The following is a 21,085-nucleotide window of genomic DNA, read 5'->3' as shown; positions in this document are numbered from 1 at the left end:
ACGACTCCAGCAGCGTTTGCGATCAGCGAAGCGCTTGAGACTAAACCAAAGACGGGTGGTGCGTCACACTCCCCGCCTCAGCGTGCCGGGGCACCTGCACACGCAGGGCGATCAACAACGCTGCCAGCAGCATCAAGCAACCCGCGCCCAGAAACACCCCGTCGATACCGGTGGCACTGAACATCGCGCCCCCGCCAGCGGCACCCGCCGCGATTGCCGATTGCACCGAAGCGACCACCATGCCACCGGCACTTTCCGCCTGATCCGGCACCGCACGCGCCACCCAGTTCGACCACGCTACCGGCACGCCGCCGAAGGCCATGCCCCACAGCGCCAGGAGCAACGCCTGGCCCGGCAGCGATGCCGGCAGCAGCACCAGGGCCAACGCAGCGACGCCCACCAGGACCGGCATCAACACCAGGGTTCCACGGGGATTGCGCACCAGCAACCACCCGGCCAGCAGCGTGCCGACAAAATTCGCCGCGCCAAACCCCAGCAGCATCAGTGCCAGCCCTTGGGGGCCGACCCCGGTGGTGCTTTCCAGGAACGGGCGAATGTAGGTAAACAGCGCGAAGTGCCCGGTGTGCACCAGCACGCAGCCGAACATGCCCACGGCAATGCCGGGGCGCAGCAGTACATCAAGTACGGTGCGCAGGCGTGCGGTGCCACGGGGTGCCAGGCGTGGCAGTGTGAACAGCTGGAACGCCAGGGTCACCACGCCAACGGCGGCGGCAGCGACAAACGCGCTGCGCCAGCCGTACAGGCCGCCGAGGTAGCTGCCCAACGGCACTGCGACGACAGTACCCAGCGCAATGCCGCTGAAGATGATCGACAGGGCACGGGGCAGCAACGCCGCCGGTACCAGGCGCATCGCAACCGCGGCCGCCATGCTCCAGAAACCACCAAGGGCAATGCCCAGCAAGATGCGCATCAACAACAGCACCAACAGGCTGGACGAGAACGCCACCAGCAGGTTGGACGCAATCATCAGCGTGGAGAACCCCAACAGCACCAGGCGCCGGTCGATACCGCGCGTCAGGCCAGGCACCAGCAACCCGGCGAACAAGGCCACCACCGCCGTGACCGTGACCGCTTGCCCGGCCAACGCTTGGGACACGCCCAGGTCCAGGGCCATCGGCGTCAGCAGGCTGGCCGGCAGGTACTCCGCCGTGAGCAGGCCGAACACGCCCATCGCCAGGGAAAACACCGCCATCCACGCCGGCGTGGTCGGTTCTACCCTGCAATCGACAGGGGCATGGGACACACAATCATTCATCACAAGACATCCTCAGGCATTAGCGTGACGGCCAGTCTAGGTTCCGCTCCCTGGATGATCTATGATTCAAACCCTTGAGTTTTTGACCGAAACCCCGAATATGCCAACCGACAACGCGTTCGCCCTGTCCTCCGAACTGATCAATGAGCTGCTGCGCAGCATGCGCCTGCGCGGCGTGCAGTACCGGCGCATCCAGGCCGGGCCGGTGTTCGGTATCGGCTTTGCGGCCAAGCCGGGGCACGCGTATTTCCATTTTCTGGCCGCCGGCTGCGCGACCCTGCGCCTGCAGGACGGCAGCCTCTTTGAGTTGTCGGCCGGTAATGCGGTGTTCATCGCCCATGGTGGCGCCCACGCGTTGTTGTCCAAAGCGGATGACCCCGTGCAGGACATCGCCAGCTTCGACGCCGCACCGCTGGGCGATACCGTGTGTGCCGTGAATGCCTCGCCCGATGAGCCGCCCAGCACCCTGCTGTTCAGCGCCTGCATGGAGTTCGAGCTCGACAGCATCCAGGGCCTTGGCAACCTGATGCCGGCCTTGATGCTGATCGACGCCGGGGGCCAGCGTTACCCCGGCTTGATGCCGATCCTGGCGGTGATGGAACGCGAAGTCTCCAGCGCCCGCGTCGGTTATGCCGGCATCCTCGCGCGCCTGGCCGATGTGGTGGCGGCGATGATCGTGCGGGGCTGGGTCGAATGCGCCTGCGCCAATGCATCAGGCCTCGCGGCCGCCTTGCGCGACACCCGGTTGGCGGGCGCACTGCTCGCCCTGCACCAGCAACCGGGGCGCGACTGGAGCGTGGCCGAACTGGCGGCGCACTGTCATACCTCACGTTCGGTGTTCGCGGATCGTTTCCAGGCCACCCTGGGGGTACCACCGCTGCGTTACGTGACCGAACTGCGCATGCGCCTCGCCAGCCAGTGGCTGACCCTGGAGCGCGTGCCCATCGAAGAAGTGGCGTACCGACTCGGCTATACCTCCCAGGCGGCCTTCAGTCGCGCCTACAAACGCATCACCGGGCAACCGCCGGGCGCCAGCCGCCAAGGCTTCAGGAGCCCGGCATGAACGCCGGGCTGGAAGACATCCTCGCCGACCACCTGAACGTGGTGTTCTGCGGCATCAACCCCGGCAAGGGTTCCGCCGCCCTCGGCCTGCACTTCGCCAACCGCAGCAACCGCTTCTGGCGCACCCTGCACCTGGCCGGTTTCACCCCCCATGAAATCCGCCCCGAGCACGGCCGCACGCTGTTGCACTACCACTGCGGCCTGACCACGTTGGTGGAACGCCCCACGGCCAGCGCGGGTGAACTGGCGCGACATGAGTTCACGCAGGCGGCGGCGGGCTTCGAACAGAAGATCCGCCACTATGCACCGCGCTTCGTGGCGTTTCTCGGCAAACCTGGCTACAGCGCGATAAGCGGCCAGCGCGAGATCGGCTGGGGCTTGCAGCCAAAGGTGTTGGGCGGTGCGTCAGTGTGGGTACTGCCCAACCCCAGCGGGCGCAACCTGGCGTTCAGCCTGGAGCAGTTGGTGCAGGCGTATCAACAATTGCGCCGGGCGACCGAGTGCCCTTAATCTCTTGAGCTCGTCACCCTGGTAGCAATGGAGGCTTCATGAAACTGATCGGCATGCTGGACTCGCCTTACGTACGCCGCGTGGCAATTTCCCTGGACTTGTACGGGGTGGATTTTGAGCATGAACCCTTGTCCGTGTTCCGCACCTTCAACGAATTTGCGCAGATCAACCCGGTGGTCAAGGCGCCTACCCTGGTGCTGGACGATGGCACGGTGTTGATGGACTCCAGCCTGATCCTGGACTACCTCGAAGCCTTGGCCCCGACTGACAGGAAGCTGCTGCCCCAACAACCGGCGGCACTTGCCAAGGACTTGCAGGTTCTGGGACTGGCGCTGGCAGCCTGTGAGAAGAGCGTGCAGATCGTCTACGAACACAACCTGCGCCCGGCCGAGAAACTGCATGCACCCTGGCTTGAGCGCGTGACCGGCCAACTGCTCGCCGCCTATGCGTTGCTGGACAAGCAAGTGGGCAACAGCGAAGCACTGACCCAGGCCTCGATTACCGCGGCGGTTGCTTGGTCGTTCAGCCAGTTCACCGTGGCATCGGTGGTCAAGGCGGATGCGTTTCCTAATCTGCAACGGCATGCCGAGCGGCTGGAGCAGCATCCGGCGTTCAAGCGTTACCCGATTGAATAAGCGATGCAGTTCAAATGAGAGAGGAGGCCTGCCCCCGATGGCGGTGGTCAGTGACGGACGAACTGACTGATACACCGCAATCGGGGGCAAGCCCCCTCCCACATTTTGATCTCCATACACCCCGTCAAACCGGCGCTGTTGCCCAAGGCGGTGGATGCCAAGGATCTGCAGACCTGCCGATATTGAAGGCTTGCACAGTCCAAATGTGGGAGGGGGCAAGTCGAATCGTCGCACCGCCCCTCCCACATTGGCCTGGGTTGCAGGAAGGATAGAGCCAGGCTCAGACCCAACCACCATCCACAATAAAATTCTGCGCCGAACACATCGCCGACGCATCGGAAGCAAGAAACAACGCCATATTGGCGATATGCTCCGGCAGCACACTGCCCGGCAGGCACTGACTGCGGCTGATCAGCTCCTTGGCAGCGTCATCCACCCACATGGCCAGCTGTTTTTCAGTCATCACCCAACCCGGCACCAGCGTGTTCACACGGATACGGTTCGGCCCCAACTCCCGTGCCAGCGCGCGGGTCATGCCGTGGGCGGCGGCCTTGCTGGCGGCGTACACCGGGTAGCCGGCCGAGGCCATCATCCAGCCGACGGAGCCGAGGTTGATGATCGAGCCGCTGCCGGCGCGCTTCATCATCGGCACCACGGCCTTGGCGGCAAAGAAGGCATGTTTCAGGTTGACGGAGATCAGCTTGTCGAAGGTTTCCGAATCGACTTCTTCCAGGGTGTGGCGCACGTCATTGGCGGCGTTGTTCACCAGCACGGTGATCGGCCCCAGGGAATGCTCGAAGCGCCCTATCGCCGCCTTGTAGGCGATTTCATCGGTGATGTCGCAGCACACGAATTCCACAGCATGCCCCCGCGAACTCAACAGGGCCGCCAGGCGTTCGCCCTGGCTTTGCGCGCGGTCCACAAACCCGACCCTGGCACCCTGCGCGGCGAAGGCCCGCACCATGAATTCGCCGATCCCCGAGGCGCCCCCGGAAATCAATACGGTCTTGCCGTTGAGGTCGGGATAAACGGCGTGTTCAGTACTCATAAAAGGATGCCTCGATCAATTAGTCTTATTTTATTTTACGAAATTGGCGTTTAAGGCTATAAATTCGCTGTCATATCGACAAAATATCGCACATTAGTAGAACTATTCCATCCAAAACAACAAAAGGAAGTTCGACCATGAAGCACCCTCGATACCTGCTGTCCGGCCTGGCGCTGTCCATGATGATCGCCAGCGGTGGCGCCCAGGCAGCCGGTTTGTCCAGCGAGCAAAAACCTTTCGGTAAAACCAACGACGGCACCGCCGTCGAGCAGTACATCTTGCGCAACAGCCATGGCATGCAAGCCACGGTGATCACTTACGGCGGTGTGCTGCAGTCGCTGAAGGTGCCGGACAAACACGGCAAGCTCGACGACGTGGTCCTGGGCTTTGACGACGTACAGGGCTACCAGGCCGGCACGGCGTTTTTCGGCGCGACCATCGGGCGCTTTGGCAATCGCCTGGCGGGCGGCGCCTTTGAGCTCGACGGCAAGCGCTACCAGGTGCCACTCAACGACGGTCCCAATTCGCTGCATGGCGGCGCCCAGGGTTTCGACAAGCAGGTGTGGAAAGCCGAGCCGGTCAAGGATAAGGATTCCGTCGGTGTGAAGCTGAGCTACCTGTCCAAGGACGGTGAAATGGGATTCCCTGGCAACCTGAAAACCGAGGTCACCTATCGTCTCAATGACCAGAATGAACTGCATATCGACTACACCGCCACCACCGACAAACCCACGGTGCTTAACCTCACTAACCACAGCTATTTCAACCTGGCCGGCGCGGGGAATGGCGACATCCTCAAGCAGGTCGCGACCTTGCATGCCAGCCACTACACGCCAGTCAACGCCACCTTGATTCCCACGGGCGAACTGGCGCCGGTCAAAGGCACGCCAATGGATTTCCTGAAACCTACGCCTATCGGCCAGCACATCAAGGATGACCATCCGCAGCTCAAATTTGCCGAGCCCAAACAGGGCGGGTTTGATTTCAACTGGGCGCTGGACACCCAAGGCAATATCAAACAACTCGCCGCCGAGGTACACGACCCCGCCTCCGGACGGCGCTTGCAGTTGTACACCACCGAGCCTGGGGTGCAGTTCTATACCAGCAACTTCCTCGACGGTTCGGTAAAGGGCAAGGGCGGCAAGACCTACCTGCACTGGAGTGGCTTCACCCTGGAAACCCAGCACTTCCCGGATGCGCCGAACCAGCCCAAGTTTGCGTCAACCCGCCTGGACCCCGGGCAGACTTATCGGCAGAACACCGTCTTCAAGTTCTCCGCTGACTGACGCGGTTTATATAAGCGCTGTCGAGCTTTAGCGAGGCTGCCTCGCTAAAGCTCGACAGCGCCCACATTGGATCAGTGTTAAGTGTGGACGCAGTGCAACGGCGAGAGAAAACCCGTCAGTTCCACAAGCCGATTTTTTCCAGCTCCTGCTTGAAGTTGTCGCGGGTGATCAGGGTCACTTCGTCCATGGCGGTGTATTTCGGTGGTTCCTTGCCGGTGGTCACCCAGTCGAACATCATCTTCGCGGTGTTGTAGCCCTCGATATGCGGGCTGGGCAGCATCGAGCCGAAGAAGCCACTGTTGGGTTTCTTCAGTTCGCCGATGGCGTCGGTGCCATTGATGCCGATGCCGATGACATTGGCGGCGGCGAAGCCGGCGCTCTCAGTGGCACGCACGCCGCCGAGCACGGTGTTGTCGTTCATGCCGCCGATGATCAGGTTTTTCGCGCCGGCGGGCAGCTTGACCAGGGCCGAGTTGGTGGCGTCCATGCTGCCGGGGACGTCGAGGGTTTTCAGCGCAGCCGTCAGAATGTGGTCCTTGGGAATACCGGCCTCTTCCAGGGATTTGATCGAGCCGTCGGTGCGTTTCTTGCCGGTGTCGAGTTCATTGAAGGTGTTGATCACCGCGTAGGTGTCCTTCCAGTCCCAACCGCGTTTTTTCGCTTCGGCCGCCATGGCCGCGCCTTGTTTCTGGCCCACTTCAAACGCAGCCATGCCCAGGTACGGCACGTCTTCCATGAAGTTGCCCTTGGCATCGACAAAGCGGTCATCCACGGCGATCACTTTCAAACCGTTGGCCTTGGCCTTGGCGACGATGGCCGGGCCCAGGGACACGTCCGGCGGGCAGATCACAAAGCCCTTGGCGCCGTTGGCGGCCAGGCTGTCGATGGCCGAGAGGGTTTTCTCGCCATCGGGCACGGCGATCTTGATCACCTTGAAGCCATGTTCCTTGCCGGCTTTTTCGGCAAAGGCCCATTCGGTCTGGAACCACGGCTCCTCGGCCTGCTTGACCAGAAAACCGATCTTCACTTCTTCAGCGGCCAGCAACAGCCCGCTCAAGCTCATGGCCGAGACCGCCACAGCGGCGCAGCACAGGGAACGCAAACCACGACGACGTTTCATACGGGTGACTCCTTGTTGTTGTTTTTTGTTTGCTGTTTTTTGTAGGAGCGAGCTTGCTCGCGAAAAACGTTAACGATGACGCGTACATCCTGAATGCACACGGCGCGCTCAAGCTTTTCGCGAGCACGCTCGCGCCTACAGCTAACCGGCAAAACGATGGCAAGGCTTGCCGGGTACATCGACTTCGATGGCCAGCACCGCACCGTCCAGAGGGTGATCCAATGGGCTGGCGGCGCTGGTGATATACAAGGTCGTGAGGTTGGGGCCACCGAATACGCAACTGGTGGGGCGGCTCACGGGCAACTCGATAATACGGTCCACCTCACCATCGGGCGTCAGGCGCAGCAGGCAACTGCCGTCCCAACGGGCGTTCCAGATGTAGCCTTCAGAGTCCATGGCCGAGCCATCCGGCCCGCCGCGTACGTGCGGGCCGAACCACAGCGTTGCGGGCTCGAGTTGACCGTCGGCCTGGATCGCATGCTGGTAGAGCGTGGCATCCAGGCTGTCGCCGAAATGCACCTGGCTGCCGTCCTCGCTCCACAGCAAGGTGTTGGGAATACCCAGGCCGTGCAGCAACGGCGTGACCTGCCCGTCTGCATCGATGCGAAACAGGCCACCGGAGCGCCGCGTGATCGGCAGGTCTTCGCCGTGTTCGCCGATGTTGTTCTGCATGGTGCCCAGCCACAGGCGGCCCTGGGCATCGCAGCGGGCTTCATTGCCACGGTTGCCCGGTTGCGGGTCGGCCACGCAGAGCAAGGTCAGGGCCTGGGTCGCCAGGTCCAGCCGATAGACGCCACTGCTCAAGGTCACCAGCGCATCACCGCTTTCACACGGGATAAACGCCGAAACGTGCTCGGGCAACTGCCAGATCTGCAAGTGCCCGCCCATCAGGCGCAGTGCCTGTTTGCCGGCGATATTGACCCAGTACAGTGCCTGGGTCGGCACGTCCCAGAACGGACCTTCCCCCAGTTGCGCACGGTGTTCAGTGACAGCGGTACACGACATGTCGCCTCCTGATTGTGGTTTACAGCGGGTCGCGCGATGGCGTGCCATCCACCAGACGCTGGATACGCAATGGGTTGGCGTTTTTCAACGCGTCGGGCAGCAGGCTATCAGGGTAGTTCTGGAAGCACACCGGGCGCAGGAAACGGTCGATGGCCAAGGTGCCGACCGAGGTGCCACGGGCGTCGGAGGTCGCCGGGTACGGCCCGCCGTGGACCATCGCATCGCAGACTTCCACGCCGGTCGGGTAGCCGTTGAGCAGGATGCGCCCGACTTTCTGTTCCAGCAGCGGCGTGAGCTCGGCGAACTGTTGAAAGTCCGCCGGTTCGCCAATGATCGTCGCCGTGAGCTGGCCGTGCAGGCCGTGCAAGGCGGCAGTGAGTTGGGCCTGGTCGGCGACTTCGACGAACACCGTGGTCGGGCCGAAGACTTCCTCCTGCAACACTTCGTCGCCGTCGATCAACAGGCGTACATCGGCCTTGAACACTTGCGGCTGCGCCTGGTTGCCGGCCTGGACGCTGCCCGCCAGGTGCTGGATGCCAGGGTGCGCCAGGAGTTTTTCCAGGCCCTTGGCATAGCTGCCCAGGGTGCCGGCATTGAGCATGGTTTGGGCGGGTTGATCGCCGATCAATTGCGCCACCTGCTGGGTGAACGCAGTGAACGCCGGCGACGCGATACCGATCACCAGGCCGGGGTTGGTGCAGAACTGGCCGCAGCCTTGCACCACCGAGGCGGTCAGGTCGCGGGCGACGGTTTCGGCCCTGGCCTGCAACGCCTGGGGCAACACAATCACCGGGTTGATGCTCGACATCTCGGCAAACACCGGGATCGGCTGCGGGCGCGCCGCCGCCATGTCGCACAAGGCGCGGCCACCCTTGAGCGAGCCGGTAAAGCCCACTGCCTGGATCGCCGGGTGCTTGACCAGCGCTTCACCAACGCCGCCGCCGAAAATCATATTGAACACACCCACCGGCATTTCGCTGGCCGCAGCCGCGCGCATGATCGCATCGGCCACCTGTTCCGCCGTGGCCATGTGCCCGCTGTGGGCCTTGAACACCACCGGGCAGCCGGCCGCCAGTGCGGCAGCGGTGTCGCCGCCCGCCGTGGAAAAGGCCAGGGGAAAGTTGCTCGCGCCAAACACGGCGACCGGGCCCAGGCCGATGCGGTATTGGCGCAGGTCCGGGCGTGGCAGCGGCTGGCGATCGGGTAACGCCTTGTCGATACGGGCACCATAGAAATCACCCCGGCGCAGCACCGTAGCGAACAGGCGCATCTGGCCGCTGGTGCGCCCACGCTCGCCTTTGATACGTGCGGCGGGCAGCGCGGTTTCGCGGCAGACCAACTCGATGAAATTATCGCTCAGGGCATCCAGCTCGTCGGCGATCGCGTCCAGGAACTGCGCGCGGCGCGCGGCACTCAAGGCGCGGTAGGCCGGGTAAGCCGCAGCGGCGGCCTGGGCGGCGGCGTCGACCTCTTCCGGCGTGGCCTGGTAGAAAGCCTGCGGCAAGGCTTCGCCCGTGCTGGCATCGACGCTGTACAGCTTGACGCTGCCGTTGGCGCTGCGCTGGCCGCCGATATAGTTGTGGCCGAGGAACTGGGGCATGTTGATCTCCTTAAAGGGGGGTGACTTGGCCGGGTTCGAATGCCGCATCGCTGCTGCCGACACCGTTGATCAACGGCGCGCCGAACTCGGCCTGGCTGATCTCGAACACATCGCCCGGCAGGGTACGTATACCGTCGGCGAATGACAGGGTGGCGGTGCCGAAGAAGTGAACATGCACATCGCCGGGGGTCAGGAACTGGCTGTACTTGAAATGGTGGTATTCGAGGTTTTCCAGGCTGTGGCACATATTGGCCTCGCCACTGAGGAATTCGTTCCGCCAGATTTCCTCGCCGTGACGCAAGATGCGGCTGGTGCCCGCCAGGTGCTGCGGTAACTCGCCCATGCGCAGCTCCGGGCCAAAGCTGCAACTGCGCAGTTTGGAATGGGCCAGGTACAGGTAGTTCTTGCGCTCCATGACGTGGTCGGAGAACTCGTTGCCCACCGCAAACCCCAGGCGATAAGGCTTGCTGTCAGGGCCGATGACGTACAGGCCACCGATCTCGGGCTCTTCGCCCGCGTCTTCGGCGAACGGCGGCACCGGAAAAGCCGCACCCGGGCGCACGACGATGCGGCCATCGCCCTTGTAGAACCACTCGGGCTGCACGCCCGCCTGGCCGGCTGCTGGCTTGCCGCCCTCCAGGCCCCACTTGAAGATGCGCATGGTGTCGGTCAGTGCGGTTTCGTCAGCGCCCTGGTGCATCTTGTCGCGGGCCGAGGCGCTGCCCAGGTGGGTCAGGCCGGTACCGCTGATCAGCATATGGGCCGGGTCCGGGTGGTCCAGCGGCGGCAGGACTTTCAGGTCGGCCAGCAACGCCGCGTAGTCATGGCTGGCGCCCAGGCCGAGACGCTCTACCTGCTGCTGCAAGTTGATGCCCGCCTCGATAGCGGCCAGTGCCAGTTCGCGCACGCTGCGCGCGGTTTGCACTTCACGCAGTTGGTTGCCATCCACCACGCCGACCCGACGCTCACCGTTGTTTGATTCGAACTGCACTAAACGCATGAAGCTTCTCCCTGATTAAGTACGTGTGGCGCCACGGGCACTGGCGGCGAATTGATCGACCGGCAGGACGTGCTTGCGCTCCAGCAGGCGGTAGACCACGCCGGTCAAGACCAGCCCGAACACCATGACCCCGGACAGGAAGTACAAGCCCGAGGCGAGGTTGCCGGTGTATTCCTTGAGTGCACCGATCACGAACGGACCGATATAGCCGCCAAGGTTGCCCACCGAGTTGATCAAGGCAATGCCCGCCGCCGCACTGGCGCCGGCAAAGAAGCGCCCCGGCAAGGTCCAGAACACCGCCGTGCAGGAAAACAGCGCGAAGGCCGCCAGGCACAGCGCGGCCATTTGCAGCACCGGCACACTCAGCCAGGCGCTGAAGAACAGGCCGATGGCGCCCAGTACATAAAGCACGGCCAGGTGGCCGTAGCGATCATTCAGGCGGTCGGAACTGCGCGGGATGATCAGCAGGCCGATGATCCCGAAAATGTACGGCACGGCGGAGATAAAACCGGTGACCAGGTCGGTGCCGCCGAACTGCTTGATCAGGGTCGGCAGCCACAGGCCCAGGCCATAGATGCTCAAAGTCACTGGCAGGTAGAACAGCGCCAGCAGCAACACACGCTGGTCCTTCAGGGCGTGCAACGGGTTGCCGTGACGTGTCTGCCCATAGGTTTGCAGGTCTTTATTCAGCTCGCCGGTGAGCCAGGCTTTTTCATCGTCGCTCATCCAGTTGACTTGCTTGGGGCCATCCGGCAGGTAGCGCAGCACCGGCCAGGTCAGCAGGATCGCCGGGGTGCCGATCACGATAAACAGCCACTGCCAGCCGTGCAGCCCGAGGATGCCGTCCATGCCCAGCAAGCCACCGGAGACCGGGCCGGTGATCATCATCGCGATGGGTTGGGACAGGATGAACAGCCCGAGGATCTTGCCGCGATGGCGAATCGGAAACCATTGGGTGATGTAGTACAGCACGCCGGGGAAGAACCCCGCTTCGGCCGCGCCCAGCAGGAAGCGCATCACATAGAAGCTGTGCGGCCCCTGCACAAACGCCATGCCAATGGTGATCGCGCCCCAGGTCAGCATGATGCGTGCGAACCAACGCCGCGCGCCGAAGCGGTCGAGCATCAGGTTGCTGGGGATCTCGAACAGGAAGTAGCCAATGAAGAACAGCCCCGCGCCCAAGCCGTAGGCTGCGTCACCGATGCCGACGTCGGCGCCCATGTGCAACTTGGCGAACCCGACCGCCGATCGGTCCACATAGGCGATCAGGTACAGCAGGATCAGGAAGGGAATCAGTTTCAGCGTAATGCGCCGGATAAGCCGCAGTTCCTGGCTCATGGGGGTCGATCTCCGATTGTTGTTCTTATAGAAGCTCGGGGGACGCCTCTCGCGAAAATCCGCCAGGGCCAACCCTCAGTTGAGATAGACTATATAGTAGTACTATTTACTAAACAACACTTCCAAAGCGTCGATTTTGCGCTTATGTTTAGCTTCAGATAGAACATATAGTCATACAATAAGAGAATCGATCATGTCTGATAAAAAGCCCGGCCTACGCTCCGCCCAGTGGTTTGGTACCGCCGACAAAAACGGCTTCATGTACCGCAGCTGGATGAAGAACCAGGGCATTGCCGACCATCAGTTCCATGGCAAGCCGATCATCGGTATCTGCAACACCTGGTCGGAGCTGACCCCGTGCAACGCGCATTTCCGCCAGATCGCCGAGCACGTCAAACGTGGCGTGATCGAGGCCGGCGGCTTCCCGGTGGAATTCCCGGTGTTCTCCAACGGCGAATCCAACCTGCGCCCCACCGCCATGCTCACCCGCAACCTGGCGAGCATGGACGTGGAGGAAGCCATTCGCGGCAACCCCATTGACGGTGTGGTGCTGCTGACCGGCTGTGACAAAACCACCCCGGCCCTGCTGATGGGCGCCGCCAGTTGCGACGTGCCGGCCATCGTGGTCACGGGTGGGCCGATGCTCAACGGTAAGCACAAGGGCCAGGACATCGGCTCGGGCACCGTGGTGTGGCAGCTCAGTGAACAGGTCAAGGCCGGCACCATTACCCTGGATGACTTCCTCGCGGCCGAAGGCGGCATGTCGCGCTCGGCGGGCACCTGCAACACCATGGGCACCGCGTCGACCATGGCCTGCATGGCCGAGGCGCTGGGCACGTCCCTGCCCCACAATGCGGCGATCCCCGCCGTGGATGCGCGGCGTTATGTATTGGCCCATATGTCGGGCATGCGTGCCGTCGAGATGGTGCGCGAAGACTTGAAGCTGTCGAAGATCCTCACCAAGGAGGCGTTCGAAAACGCGATCCGCGTGAACGCGGCCATCGGGGGTTCCACCAACGCCGTGATCCATTTGAAAGCCATCGCCGGGCGCATCGGCGTCGAACTCGACCTGGACGACTGGACCCGCATCGGCCGTGGCATGCCGACCATCGTCGACCTGCAACCGTCGGGGCGTTTCCTGATGGAAGAGTTCTACTACGCCGGTGGCCTGCCCGCCGTGCTGCGTCGCCTCGGTGAAGCCAACCTGATCCCGCACCCGAACGCCTTGACCGTCAACGGCAAGACCCTGGGCGAAAACACCCAGGACTCGCCGATCTACGGCCAGGACGAAGTGATCCGCACCCTCGACAACCCGATCCGCGCCGACGGCGGCATCTGCGTGCTGCGCGGCAACCTGGCGCCATTGGGCGCAGTGCTCAAGCCTTCGGCGGCCAGCGCCGAGCTGATGCAGCATCGCGGCCGTGCGGTGGTGTTCGAGAATTTCGACATGTACAAGGCCCGCATCAACGACCCGGAGCTGGACGTGGACGCCAACTCGATCCTGGTCATGAAGAACTGCGGGCCCAAGGGTTACCCAGGCATGGCCGAAGTCGGCAACATGGGCTTGCCGGCCAAGCTGCTGGCCCAGGGCGTGACCGACATGGTGCGGATTTCCGATGCCCGCATGAGCGGCACGGCGTATGGCACGGTGGTCTTGCATGTGGCGCCGGAAGCCGCGGCCGGCGGACCGTTGGCTGCCGTGCAGGAAGGCGACTGGATCGAACTTGACTGCGCCAACGGCCGCCTGCACCTGGACATCCCCGACGCCGAGCTGGCGGCGCGCATGGCCGACCTGAAACCGCCGCAGAACCTGATCGTCGGCGGCTATCGCCAGCTGTACATCGACCATGTGCTGCAGGCCGACCAGGGTTGCGACTTTGACTTCCTGGTCGGTTGCCGAGGGGCGGAAGTCCCTCGGCATTCCCACTAATTGGGATGCTATGATGCCGCGAATTTAAGCCAGAGCATCCCTGTCGTTATGGATCAGCCGCCGTCCAAGCCGCGCAAGAGCATGCATGCCCAGATCGTTCAGGACTTGGGCATGCACATCGTTTCCGGTCGCTTCAAGCCCGAAGAAAGACTGCCCATGGAGGCCACGCTCTGCGAGGAGTACAAGGTCAGCCGCTCGGTATTACGCGAAGCGACACGGGTACTCAGCGCCAAGGGCCTGGTGTACTCCAAGCCCCGCGTGGGCGCCGTGGTGCGGCCTCGGGTGAAATGGCACCTGCTCGACCCGGACGTGCTGTCCTGGTTGATGCAGTCCACGCCCCATAGCGAGTTCTTCAATACGCTGGCGGGCGTGCGGCGCATCCTCGAACCTGAAATCGCCGCCATGGCCGCGACCACGGCCACTGATGAAGACATCGCCATCATCGAAAAAGCCTACCTGGGCATGGAAACCGCGCAGACCCACGAGCAGCTGTTGCAGGCCGACCTGGACTTCCACCGCGCGATTGCCGATGCCACCCGCAACGACCTGCTGGCCTATATGTGCAACATGTTGTCGCTGCCGCTGCGCGAGTCGATCAGCATCACCAACCGCCGCCCGGATATCCAGGGCCTGAGCCTGCCCCGGCACAAGGCAATCCTCACCGCGATCCAGAACCGCGACGCCCTCGGCGCGCGGCATGCGTCGCTGGTGCAACTGGATGACACGCGGGTGGCGTTGGATACGGTGATGAATGTGCTGACCCCGCTGTAACCTGCGGTGGGGAGCTTGAACCGCTGGGTTAGTGCAAGCTGTAGGAACCTATGCCGGTGTCATCGGCGCTCTTTTGTTGGCTCCAGAACACCCGGTCGCTGCCACCGTCGAAGCCGCGTACCCCCATGTAGCCATCCACCGCCAGGCGCTGCCATGACTGACCCCAGTCTTTGGAGTAAAACACCGCCTCGGCGGAAATATTTGCGTCCCCCCACCAGTAGAGCCAGCGTGGCGGATGGTGTTCGCTGGACGTGTTGAGCAACAGGCTGTTGCGCCCCACCCAAAGCCCGCGGGCCTGGGTGTCGGCAGCCAACGGCGAGAACACACTGGGCAAGTCGCTCAAGGGCTGCCAGGCCAGGGTGGTGGTGTTCAGTTCGGCCACCACGGTATGCCCATATCCGCCCCGGTCGATCAAGCCGATCACGCGGCCATCCCCGTTGTCCGCCAGCGCCGTGACAAACAGGCCATCTTCACGCTCAAGGCGCCCCACCTGCCAGCCCCCGGTCGTGCGGGTTAACGACGCACGGGTGGTGATATCGATCGCCAGGTTGTTGCTCTGGCCGTCGGGGTGGCTGCCCCAAAAGCGCTGGGACACCCAGATCATTGCGTGCTGGGCATCCTGTTGCAGGACATGGCTGCGCACGTCGCCGGACTCCCCTTCGGCCGTGCGCCATTCGACGATGTCCGGGCGCTTGCCTTGGGCGTACTCACGCGGTACCAGCAAGGATTGAGGTGCAACGACCGGCGCACTGTGGGCACCGCCGTCCCTGGAGTAATACACGCCCGTGGGAATTGCACCGGAAGGGTCGGCGCTGGCCTCGTCGTCCGCGGTGCCGGGTGAACCCCAGGCCCACACCTCGTCCTTGTTGTAGAAATACGGGGTCAGGTTGTCGGCCACCCGGTCCGCCTCCGGGAAAAAGCCTGCGGCCATCCATGTCCAGTGCTGGCCCTGGTCATCGCTGCGAAATACCACGGTCTGGGCGGCGGCGTCATCGGGACGGTTCGCGTCGCTCAACAGGTACAGGTGGGCGCCATCCGGGCTGGCCACCAAACACGCTGCGCCGCTGAGATGGGCCACAGGGGTGAATTGGCCGTTGGCATCCAGGCGCGAAATAAACGTGGTTTCACGCTCGCGGCTCGGGATCAGGCTGCCAAAGGCACCCGGCTCCTTTGGCGGTGCGGGCGCCTTGCCGTGCAGTACGGCATTCAGGTCGACCATGGCGGCAGACGGCTGGAACGGTTCGTAGGCATCCTCCAGCCGCCCCACCAGCCAGGTGCCCTGGGGCGTTACCAGCACACCGGTGCAATATTGGCTGACCGCCCGCGTTTGCACGCCAGGCACCGTGCCCAGCCAGTGTTGCTCGGGGCTGCTGCCGCCCCACTCGAGCTTGGCACTGGCGATCATCCACACGTACCAAAGCGCCACGCCGACCAACAGTGCGACCAATAGCCGGGTGATAAGGCTTGAGCGAGGCATGTGACGTCCATATCCAGGAAGTTGGCAGAGCTTTTCTCATCTCCTTGGGCGCGAGTAAATAGTTATCGCCAGCCAACGTGGAGTTTTTCAGCAAGGTGTGACACCGATTGCAATCGCGTGAGGCCTGCAACGACCTGCTGGCCTACATGTGCAACATGTTGATGAATGTGCTGACGCCGCTCTGACTTCAATATGGGAGGGGGCAAGCCCTAATGCCAGTCGGTTCAGGGGGGGAACACTGTAGCTGTGGCGAGCGGGCTTGTTGTGGCGAGCGGGCTTGCCCTAATGCCGTTCAGTTAAGCGTACATCGCCTTTTGTAGGAGCGAGCTTGCTCGCGAAAAACTCACAGGCGCCGCGTTCATTCAGGAGACACGCGTTATCGTTGACGTTTTTCGCGAGCAAGCTCGCTCCTACAAAAAAGCCTTAACTGACAGGCATTAGGGCTTGCCCCCTCCCACATTGAAACGGTGCACGCCGTTAGAGCGTGTAGGCGATGCCCACCTGCACCGTGCGCGGTTCGCCTGGGTAGGCGTAGACGTTGCCAAACGCCCCCTCTTCATAGTCGCGGTTGAACAGGTTCTTCACGTCCAGGTTCAGCCGCACCTTGTCATTGACCTTGTAGTAGCCGAGCAGGTCGACCACGGTGTAGGCGTCCATCGAGAAGGCGCTGTTGGAGGTTTGCCCGGCCCGCTCATCCACATACTTGCCACCCGCGCCCAGGCCCAGGCCCTTGAGGGCGCCGTCCTGGAATTCGTAGACGTTGAGCAGGCTGAAGCTGTTGCGCGGGATGTTCAGCAAACGCGTACCGGTGCGCAGGGTGTTGTCCTTGGTCACTTCGGCGTCCACGTAGGCATAGCCACCGATCACACGCCACGCGGGGGTGATATTGCCGGCCACGTTCAGATCGAAACCACGGCTGCGCACCTGACCGGCGGCCACGCTGAAGGTTGAGTCGAAAGGGTCGGTGGTGAGCACGTTTTTCTTCTCGATCTGGTAGATCGCTGCGTCGACGCTGAGTTGACGGTCCAGGGCTTCCCACTTGATGCCCATCTCGTACGACTTGCCCTTCTCCGGCGCAAACCCACCGCCCTCGCGGCTGGCCCCCGTGTTGGGCTTGAACGAGCGAGCGGCGTCGGCGTAGACCGCGACGGTGTCGGTGAGGTCATAGATCACGCCCATGCGTGGGGTGACGGCATTGTCGGCGGCCTGCCAACTTTTACCGCCCGGCACATAGGTGGTGTAGTCATGCTCAAAACGCTCGAAACGTGCACCGGCCAGCACCTTCAAACGTTCGGTCAGCGCCACTTGATCCTGCACAAACGTCGCGTAGGTCTTGAGGTTTTCCTTGTCGTGGGTCGGCGTGCGCGTGAGGGCCGGGCGCGCCTGGCCATAGACCGGGTTGAAGATGTCGATGGGGTAGCTACCCGCCGCGCCGCTGGAACGCTGGATAATCGACTTGTAGTCGTAGTCTTCGAACTCGACGCCGGTGAGCAAGGTGTGATCAAAACCGCCCGCGGAGAAATGCCCCGTGAGGTTGAGCTGGGTGTCTTTATCGGTCCACTCCAGTTTGCGGTAGTTGAAGTTGCGGCTCAGGGTGCGGCCGTCAGCGGCGAGGCTGTTGGCTTCAACAGCATTGCCTTGCAAGGTGCCGTCGAGCCACTGGAAACCACCGCCCAGGGTCCAGCTGTCGTTGAGCCGGTGCTCGAAACGCAGTTGGGCCATGCTGTTGTCGTTGTGCAGCTTGCCGGCGTCTTTTTCACCCCAGAAGGTGTCGCGCGAGGCCGTGCCTTTTTGATTGGGGTAGCGCGTCAGGCCACGGTCCAGCGGGTGATTGTTACGCATGAAGTCGCCTTCGAAAATCACCTTGGTGTCATCGCTGGCCTGCCAGGTGATCACCGGCGTCACGCCATAGCGTTCGGTTTCGACATGATCACGGAAGGTATCCCCGCCCTCGCCCACCACGTTCAGGCGATAGGCCAGGCGCCCCGCCTCATCCAGCGGGCCCGAAGCATCCAGGGTGCCACGACGCATGCCCTGGTCATCCAGCTGGCTGCCCAGGGTAACGGTGCGCTCGGCCAGCGGTTGCTTGGAGACCACGTTGAAGGTGCCGCCGGGATCGCCACGGCCATACAGCATGGTTGCCGGGCCGCGCAGCACTTCGAGGCGCTCGATGGTGTTGGCGTCCGGCATGTTCGGGTAGCCGCGGTTGATCGGGAAGCCGTTGCGGTAGAACTCGCCGGTGGTAAAGCCGCGCACGGTGAACGTCGTGAGCCCCTGCCCGCCGAAGTTGTTGGCGCGGCCTACGCCGCCGGCGTAGTCCAGTGCGTCCTGCAACCGGGTGGCACCGATGTCTTCGACCACATCCTTGGACACCACGCTGATGGACTGCGGCGTTTCATGAATCGAGGTGTCGGTGCGCGTCGCACTCGCCGAACGTGTGGCGTGGTACCCCTTGACCGGCCCTTGAGCCGTCTCGTAATCCGCCTCCCCCGTGACATCGATGGCTTGCAGCTCAAGACTGGCCTTGTCGGCAGAGGCCACCTCTGCCCAGGTAAAAGGGGAAAACGCCTGAAGCACACAGAGGGAAATCAGGGTACGACGCATGGATGTTGAACCTAGTGAATGAGCCAGAAGGGGCGGCAAACCTGCCAAAAATTCGCACGAATGGTATACCAAGTCATTCGCGTTTGATATCTGTTCTCATTCACTATTTTTCAGGTAACCGCTTTGTATCGTTATGCAGGAAGTTTGACGCGAGGCAAATGTGGGAGGGACGGTGTGCCAAAGCTCCAGGCCGAGAGGCCGGCCCCCGCCGCCACGACTTAAACGTTTCACTTCCACAGGCGAACCTTCCCCACCCAGCGACGTCGGAGCTAAGGCACTGTTGCCTACCGCCGCCGCGAGGTCCTCGTTTGAAAGCCGCTATCGCCAAGAAATACCGCCTGGTCATCAAGACCATGGGCTACGTGGGCTGGTCATTGTTTTGGCTGTTGCTCTGGGACGTCGCCGTCACCGTGGATTTCATGCTGTTCCTGACCGCCAAGATCAACCTGCCGCTGATGCCCCTGACGCTGCTCGGCTCAGCCCTGGTGGTGCTGATCAGTTTTCGCAACAGCAGCGCCTACAACCGCTGGTGGGAAGCCCGCAAGCTGTGGGGGGCGATGGTCAACAATTCGCGCAGCTTTGCACGGCAGGTGTTGACCCTGCTGGATGACCCGGAGGGCAAGGTGAACCCGGTCAAAGCCACCCTGCTGCGCCGCCATGTGGCCTATGTGAATTGCCTGGCAGCCCATCTCAAGGGCCTGCCGTGCCCGGACGAGGTGCGTGCGTTTATCCCGTCAGAGGAGTTCGCCCGCAATGGCGCCACCAACAACTTCGCCAACGACATCCTCACCGGCTCGGCCGCCCTGCTGGCCAAGGAATACAAGGCCGGGCACCTGGACAGCATTCGCTTGGCGCGGTTGGAGTCGACCCTGGTGGACTTGTCCAACGCCCAGGGCGGCATGGAGCGTATCGCCAACACGCCGCTGCCCTACCCTTACGTGTATTTCCCACGCCTGTTCATCTCGCTGTTCTGCCTGATCGTGCCGGTGGGCCTGGTGGAATCCCTGGGTTGGTTCACGCCGCTGGCGTCCACCGTGGTGGGTTTTATGCTGCTGGCCATCGAACGCATCGGCACCGACCTGCAAAGCCCGTTTCATTCCAGTGAGCATCAGATCCAGATGGAAACCATCTGCGAAACCATCGAGAGAAACCTGCAATCGATGCAGCGCGATGCCCTCGGTGGCGATCGCATCGGCTAAGCCTCCCCTGCGCCCTAAAGTGCGTGCTCCCACGGCCGATAGAGAGGGAGTACGCATGGGCCGCACCCCTCATAACAACACATGCGACGTTCACCGCTACCGTTTTTCCTTGCCAAAACTATAAATACCCGCGGGAGAAGTCATGAATATCAAGCAGAAGCTGACCTGGGCGTTTGCGGCCATCGCGTGCCTGCCGGTTGTCCTGGTGGCCGTGCTGGTTGTACTGAATGTGCGCGAGGGGGCCCAGGCCAATTTCCTCGACAGCAGTGGCCGAGAAATCCGCCAGATCGACAATGGCATGAAGCAGTTTTTCGACGGCATCAGCCAGAACGTCGACTTCGTGGCCAAGGACCCGCGCGTTGTCGCGGCCAAGGACCTCAAGAGCTACGCGGGCGCCGACGCCGCGCAAATCCCGCTGACACCGACCAATAAAGAACTGCTGGCGATTTTCGACCAGTTCGCCAAGAGCCATCCCAGCACCGCCTACCTGTCCCTGGGCCTGAGCGACGGCGGCTACGCCAGTTGGCCTGACGACACCAAGCTGAACAACTACGACCCGCGCGTTCGCCCCTGGTACAAGGCCGCCATCGCCGCGCCAGGCACCACCGTGCGCACGGGCGCCTATTACTGGGCCCCGGACGACGTGGTGCTGATCGGCACCGTACATACCGTCGCCGACGCCACCGGTAACATCCTCGGTGTGGTCGGGTTGGACGTGTCGCTCAAGCAACTGACCGAGCTGGTGCGCAACATCAAGCTGGGCGACAGCGGCTACCTGATGCTGGTGGAAGCCAACGGTAACGTGCTGGTAGACCCCAGCGACGCCAAGCACAACTTCAAGCCCCTGGCCGACCTCGGCCCCAGCTACGCCGAACTGGCCAAGCGCGGCGACGGCGTGACCCAAGTCGAGATCGACGGCGTGCCCTACATGGCCAACGTGGTCAGCTCCAAAGACCTGGGCTGGCGCTTTATCGGCTTGATCAAGCGTGATGAAGTGATGGCCGGCGCCACGCGCCTGACCTGGCTGATCGTCGCCATTGCCGCGGCCTTGGCCGTGATCTTCGCGATTGTCGGCGCCAGCTTCGCCAGTGTGATCGTGCGCCCGATTCGCGGGGTCGCCGACGGCCTGCAAGAAATCGCCGAAGGTGAAGGCGACCTGACGCGCCAACTCAAGGTACAAGGCAAGGATGAAACCGCCAGCCTGGCCGGCTGGTTCAACCAGTT

At 62.7% G+C, this 21,085-nt stretch carries 16 protein-coding genes and 1 pseudogene; 8 read left to right on the top strand and 9 right to left on the bottom strand.

Translation table 11 applies throughout. The annotated features are described in order from the left end of the window. Nucleotides 1-40 precede the first annotated feature (40 nt). Nucleotides 41-1,276, bottom strand: a complete 1,236-nt coding sequence (locus tag AB7933_RS13630) for an MFS transporter (RefSeq protein WP_024074773.1) — start codon at nt 1,274-1,276, stop codon at nt 41-43. Between the two features lie 100 nt (nt 1,277-1,376). Here AB7933_RS13630 and AB7933_RS13625 point away from each other — a divergent pair, with 100 nt between their 5' ends. From AB7933_RS13625 to AB7933_RS13615, 3 genes are read left to right on the top strand one after another with little or no spacing between them, the layout of a single operon-like run. Beyond that, complete coding sequence (locus tag AB7933_RS13625; protein WP_041161158.1) at nt 1,377-2,339, top strand: AraC family transcriptional regulator; 963 nt, start codon at nt 1,377-1,379, stop codon at nt 2,337-2,339. Then, complete coding sequence (gene mug, locus AB7933_RS13620) at nt 2,336-2,848, top strand: G/U mismatch-specific DNA glycosylase (protein ID WP_024074771.1); 513 nt, start codon at nt 2,336-2,338, stop codon at nt 2,846-2,848. Before AB7933_RS13625 ends, mug begins: the two co-directional genes overlap by 4 nt. A 38-nt stretch (nt 2,849-2,886) precedes the next feature. Further along, nucleotides 2,887-3,483 (top strand): glutathione S-transferase family protein, encoded by a 597-nt coding sequence (locus tag AB7933_RS13615; protein ID WP_024074770.1) that lies wholly within the window; start codon nt 2,887-2,889, stop codon nt 3,481-3,483. A gap of 280 nt (nt 3,484-3,763) precedes the next feature. Here the strand turns inward: AB7933_RS13615 and AB7933_RS13610 are convergent, their stop codons facing one another. Next, the gene (locus tag AB7933_RS13610) at nt 3,764-4,531 is read right to left on the bottom strand and encodes an SDR family NAD(P)-dependent oxidoreductase (protein WP_024074769.1); all 768 of its coding nucleotides are present in this window, start codon (nt 4,529-4,531) and stop codon (nt 3,764-3,766) included. Between the two features lie 137 nt (nt 4,532-4,668). On the opposite strand from AB7933_RS13610, the gene AB7933_RS13605 reads away from it, so the two are divergent. Further along, a complete protein-coding gene (locus tag AB7933_RS13605) occupies nt 4,669-5,817 on the top strand; it encodes an aldose epimerase family protein (RefSeq protein ID WP_024074768.1) in 1,149 nt (382 codons plus the stop codon). 115 nt (nt 5,818-5,932) lie between these two features. Here AB7933_RS13605 and AB7933_RS13600 read toward each other — a convergent pair whose 3' ends face one another. The 5 genes from AB7933_RS13600 to AB7933_RS13580 all read right to left on the bottom strand — a co-directional run bounded on the left by AB7933_RS13600 (nt 5,933) and on the right by AB7933_RS13580 (nt 11,880). Then, a complete protein-coding gene (locus AB7933_RS13600; protein ID WP_024074767.1) occupies nt 5,933-6,937 on the bottom strand; it encodes a substrate-binding domain-containing protein in 1,005 nt (334 codons plus the stop codon). 141 nt (nt 6,938-7,078) lie between these two features. Next, the gene (locus AB7933_RS13595) at nt 7,079-7,942 is read right to left on the bottom strand and encodes an SMP-30/gluconolactonase/LRE family protein (protein WP_024074766.1); all 864 of its coding nucleotides are present in this window, start codon (nt 7,940-7,942) and stop codon (nt 7,079-7,081) included. Between the two features lie 19 nt (nt 7,943-7,961). Continuing rightward, nucleotides 7,962-9,542: an aldehyde dehydrogenase (NADP(+)) gene (locus tag AB7933_RS13590; RefSeq protein WP_024074765.1), complete on the bottom strand. Its 1,581-nt coding sequence runs from the start codon at nt 9,540-9,542 to the stop codon at nt 7,962-7,964. A 10-nt stretch (nt 9,543-9,552) separates the two neighbouring features. Then, nucleotides 9,553-10,542, bottom strand: a complete 990-nt coding sequence (gene araD1 / locus AB7933_RS13585; RefSeq protein WP_024074764.1) for an AraD1 family protein — start codon at nt 10,540-10,542, stop codon at nt 9,553-9,555. Between the two features lie 15 nt (nt 10,543-10,557). Further along, nucleotides 10,558-11,880 carry an MFS transporter gene (locus AB7933_RS13580; protein WP_024074763.1) on the bottom strand — a complete coding sequence of 441 codons (1,323 nt, stop codon included), beginning with the start codon at nt 11,878-11,880 and terminating at the stop codon, nt 10,558-10,560. Nucleotides 11,881-12,073: 193 nt separating this feature from the next. Between AB7933_RS13580 and AB7933_RS13575 the strand changes: the two genes are divergently transcribed. Together AB7933_RS13575 and AB7933_RS13570 are read left to right on the top strand one after the other, a co-directional pair. Further along, nucleotides 12,074-13,810: an IlvD/Edd family dehydratase gene (locus AB7933_RS13575; RefSeq protein WP_024074762.1), complete on the top strand. Its 1,737-nt coding sequence runs from the start codon at nt 12,074-12,076 to the stop codon at nt 13,808-13,810. Nucleotides 13,811-13,858: 48 nt separating this feature from the next. Beyond that, nucleotides 13,859-14,581 carry a FadR/GntR family transcriptional regulator gene (locus AB7933_RS13570; protein ID WP_024074761.1) on the top strand — a complete coding sequence of 241 codons (723 nt, stop codon included), beginning with the start codon at nt 13,859-13,861 and terminating at the stop codon, nt 14,579-14,581. A 28-nt stretch (nt 14,582-14,609) separates the two neighbouring features. Here the strand turns inward: AB7933_RS13570 and AB7933_RS13565 are convergent, their stop codons facing one another. Together AB7933_RS13565 and AB7933_RS13560 are read right to left on the bottom strand one after the other, a co-directional pair. Beyond that, nucleotides 14,610-16,058, bottom strand: a complete 1,449-nt coding sequence (locus tag AB7933_RS13565; RefSeq protein ID WP_024074760.1) for a hypothetical protein — start codon at nt 16,056-16,058, stop codon at nt 14,610-14,612. Nucleotides 16,059-16,535: 477 nt separating this feature from the next. Further along, entirely contained in the window at nt 16,536-18,662 is a 2,127-nt protein-coding gene (locus AB7933_RS13560) for a TonB-dependent siderophore receptor (protein ID WP_024074759.1), read from the bottom strand. A 308-nt stretch (nt 18,663-18,970) separates the two neighbouring features. Between AB7933_RS13560 and AB7933_RS13555 the strand changes: the two genes are divergently transcribed. Continuing rightward, nucleotides 18,971-19,861, top strand: coding sequence for a bestrophin family protein (locus AB7933_RS13555; protein ID WP_024074758.1), 891 nt, complete (start codon nt 18,971-18,973; stop codon nt 19,859-19,861). A gap of 142 nt (nt 19,862-20,003) precedes the next feature. Further along, nucleotides 20,004-21,083: pseudogene (locus AB7933_RS13550) on the top strand (HAMP domain-containing protein); the annotation flags it as partial. Nucleotides 21,084-21,085: the final 2 nt, after the last annotated feature.

Origin of the sequence: Pseudomonas gorinensis (assembly GCF_042015035.1) — a bacterium.
GTDB classification, from domain to species: domain Bacteria; phylum Pseudomonadota; class Gammaproteobacteria; order Pseudomonadales; family Pseudomonadaceae; genus Aquipseudomonas; species Aquipseudomonas gorinensis.
The sequence above is the reverse complement of the archived record's forward strand: the minus strand, read 5'-3'. Positions and strand labels throughout refer to the sequence as shown.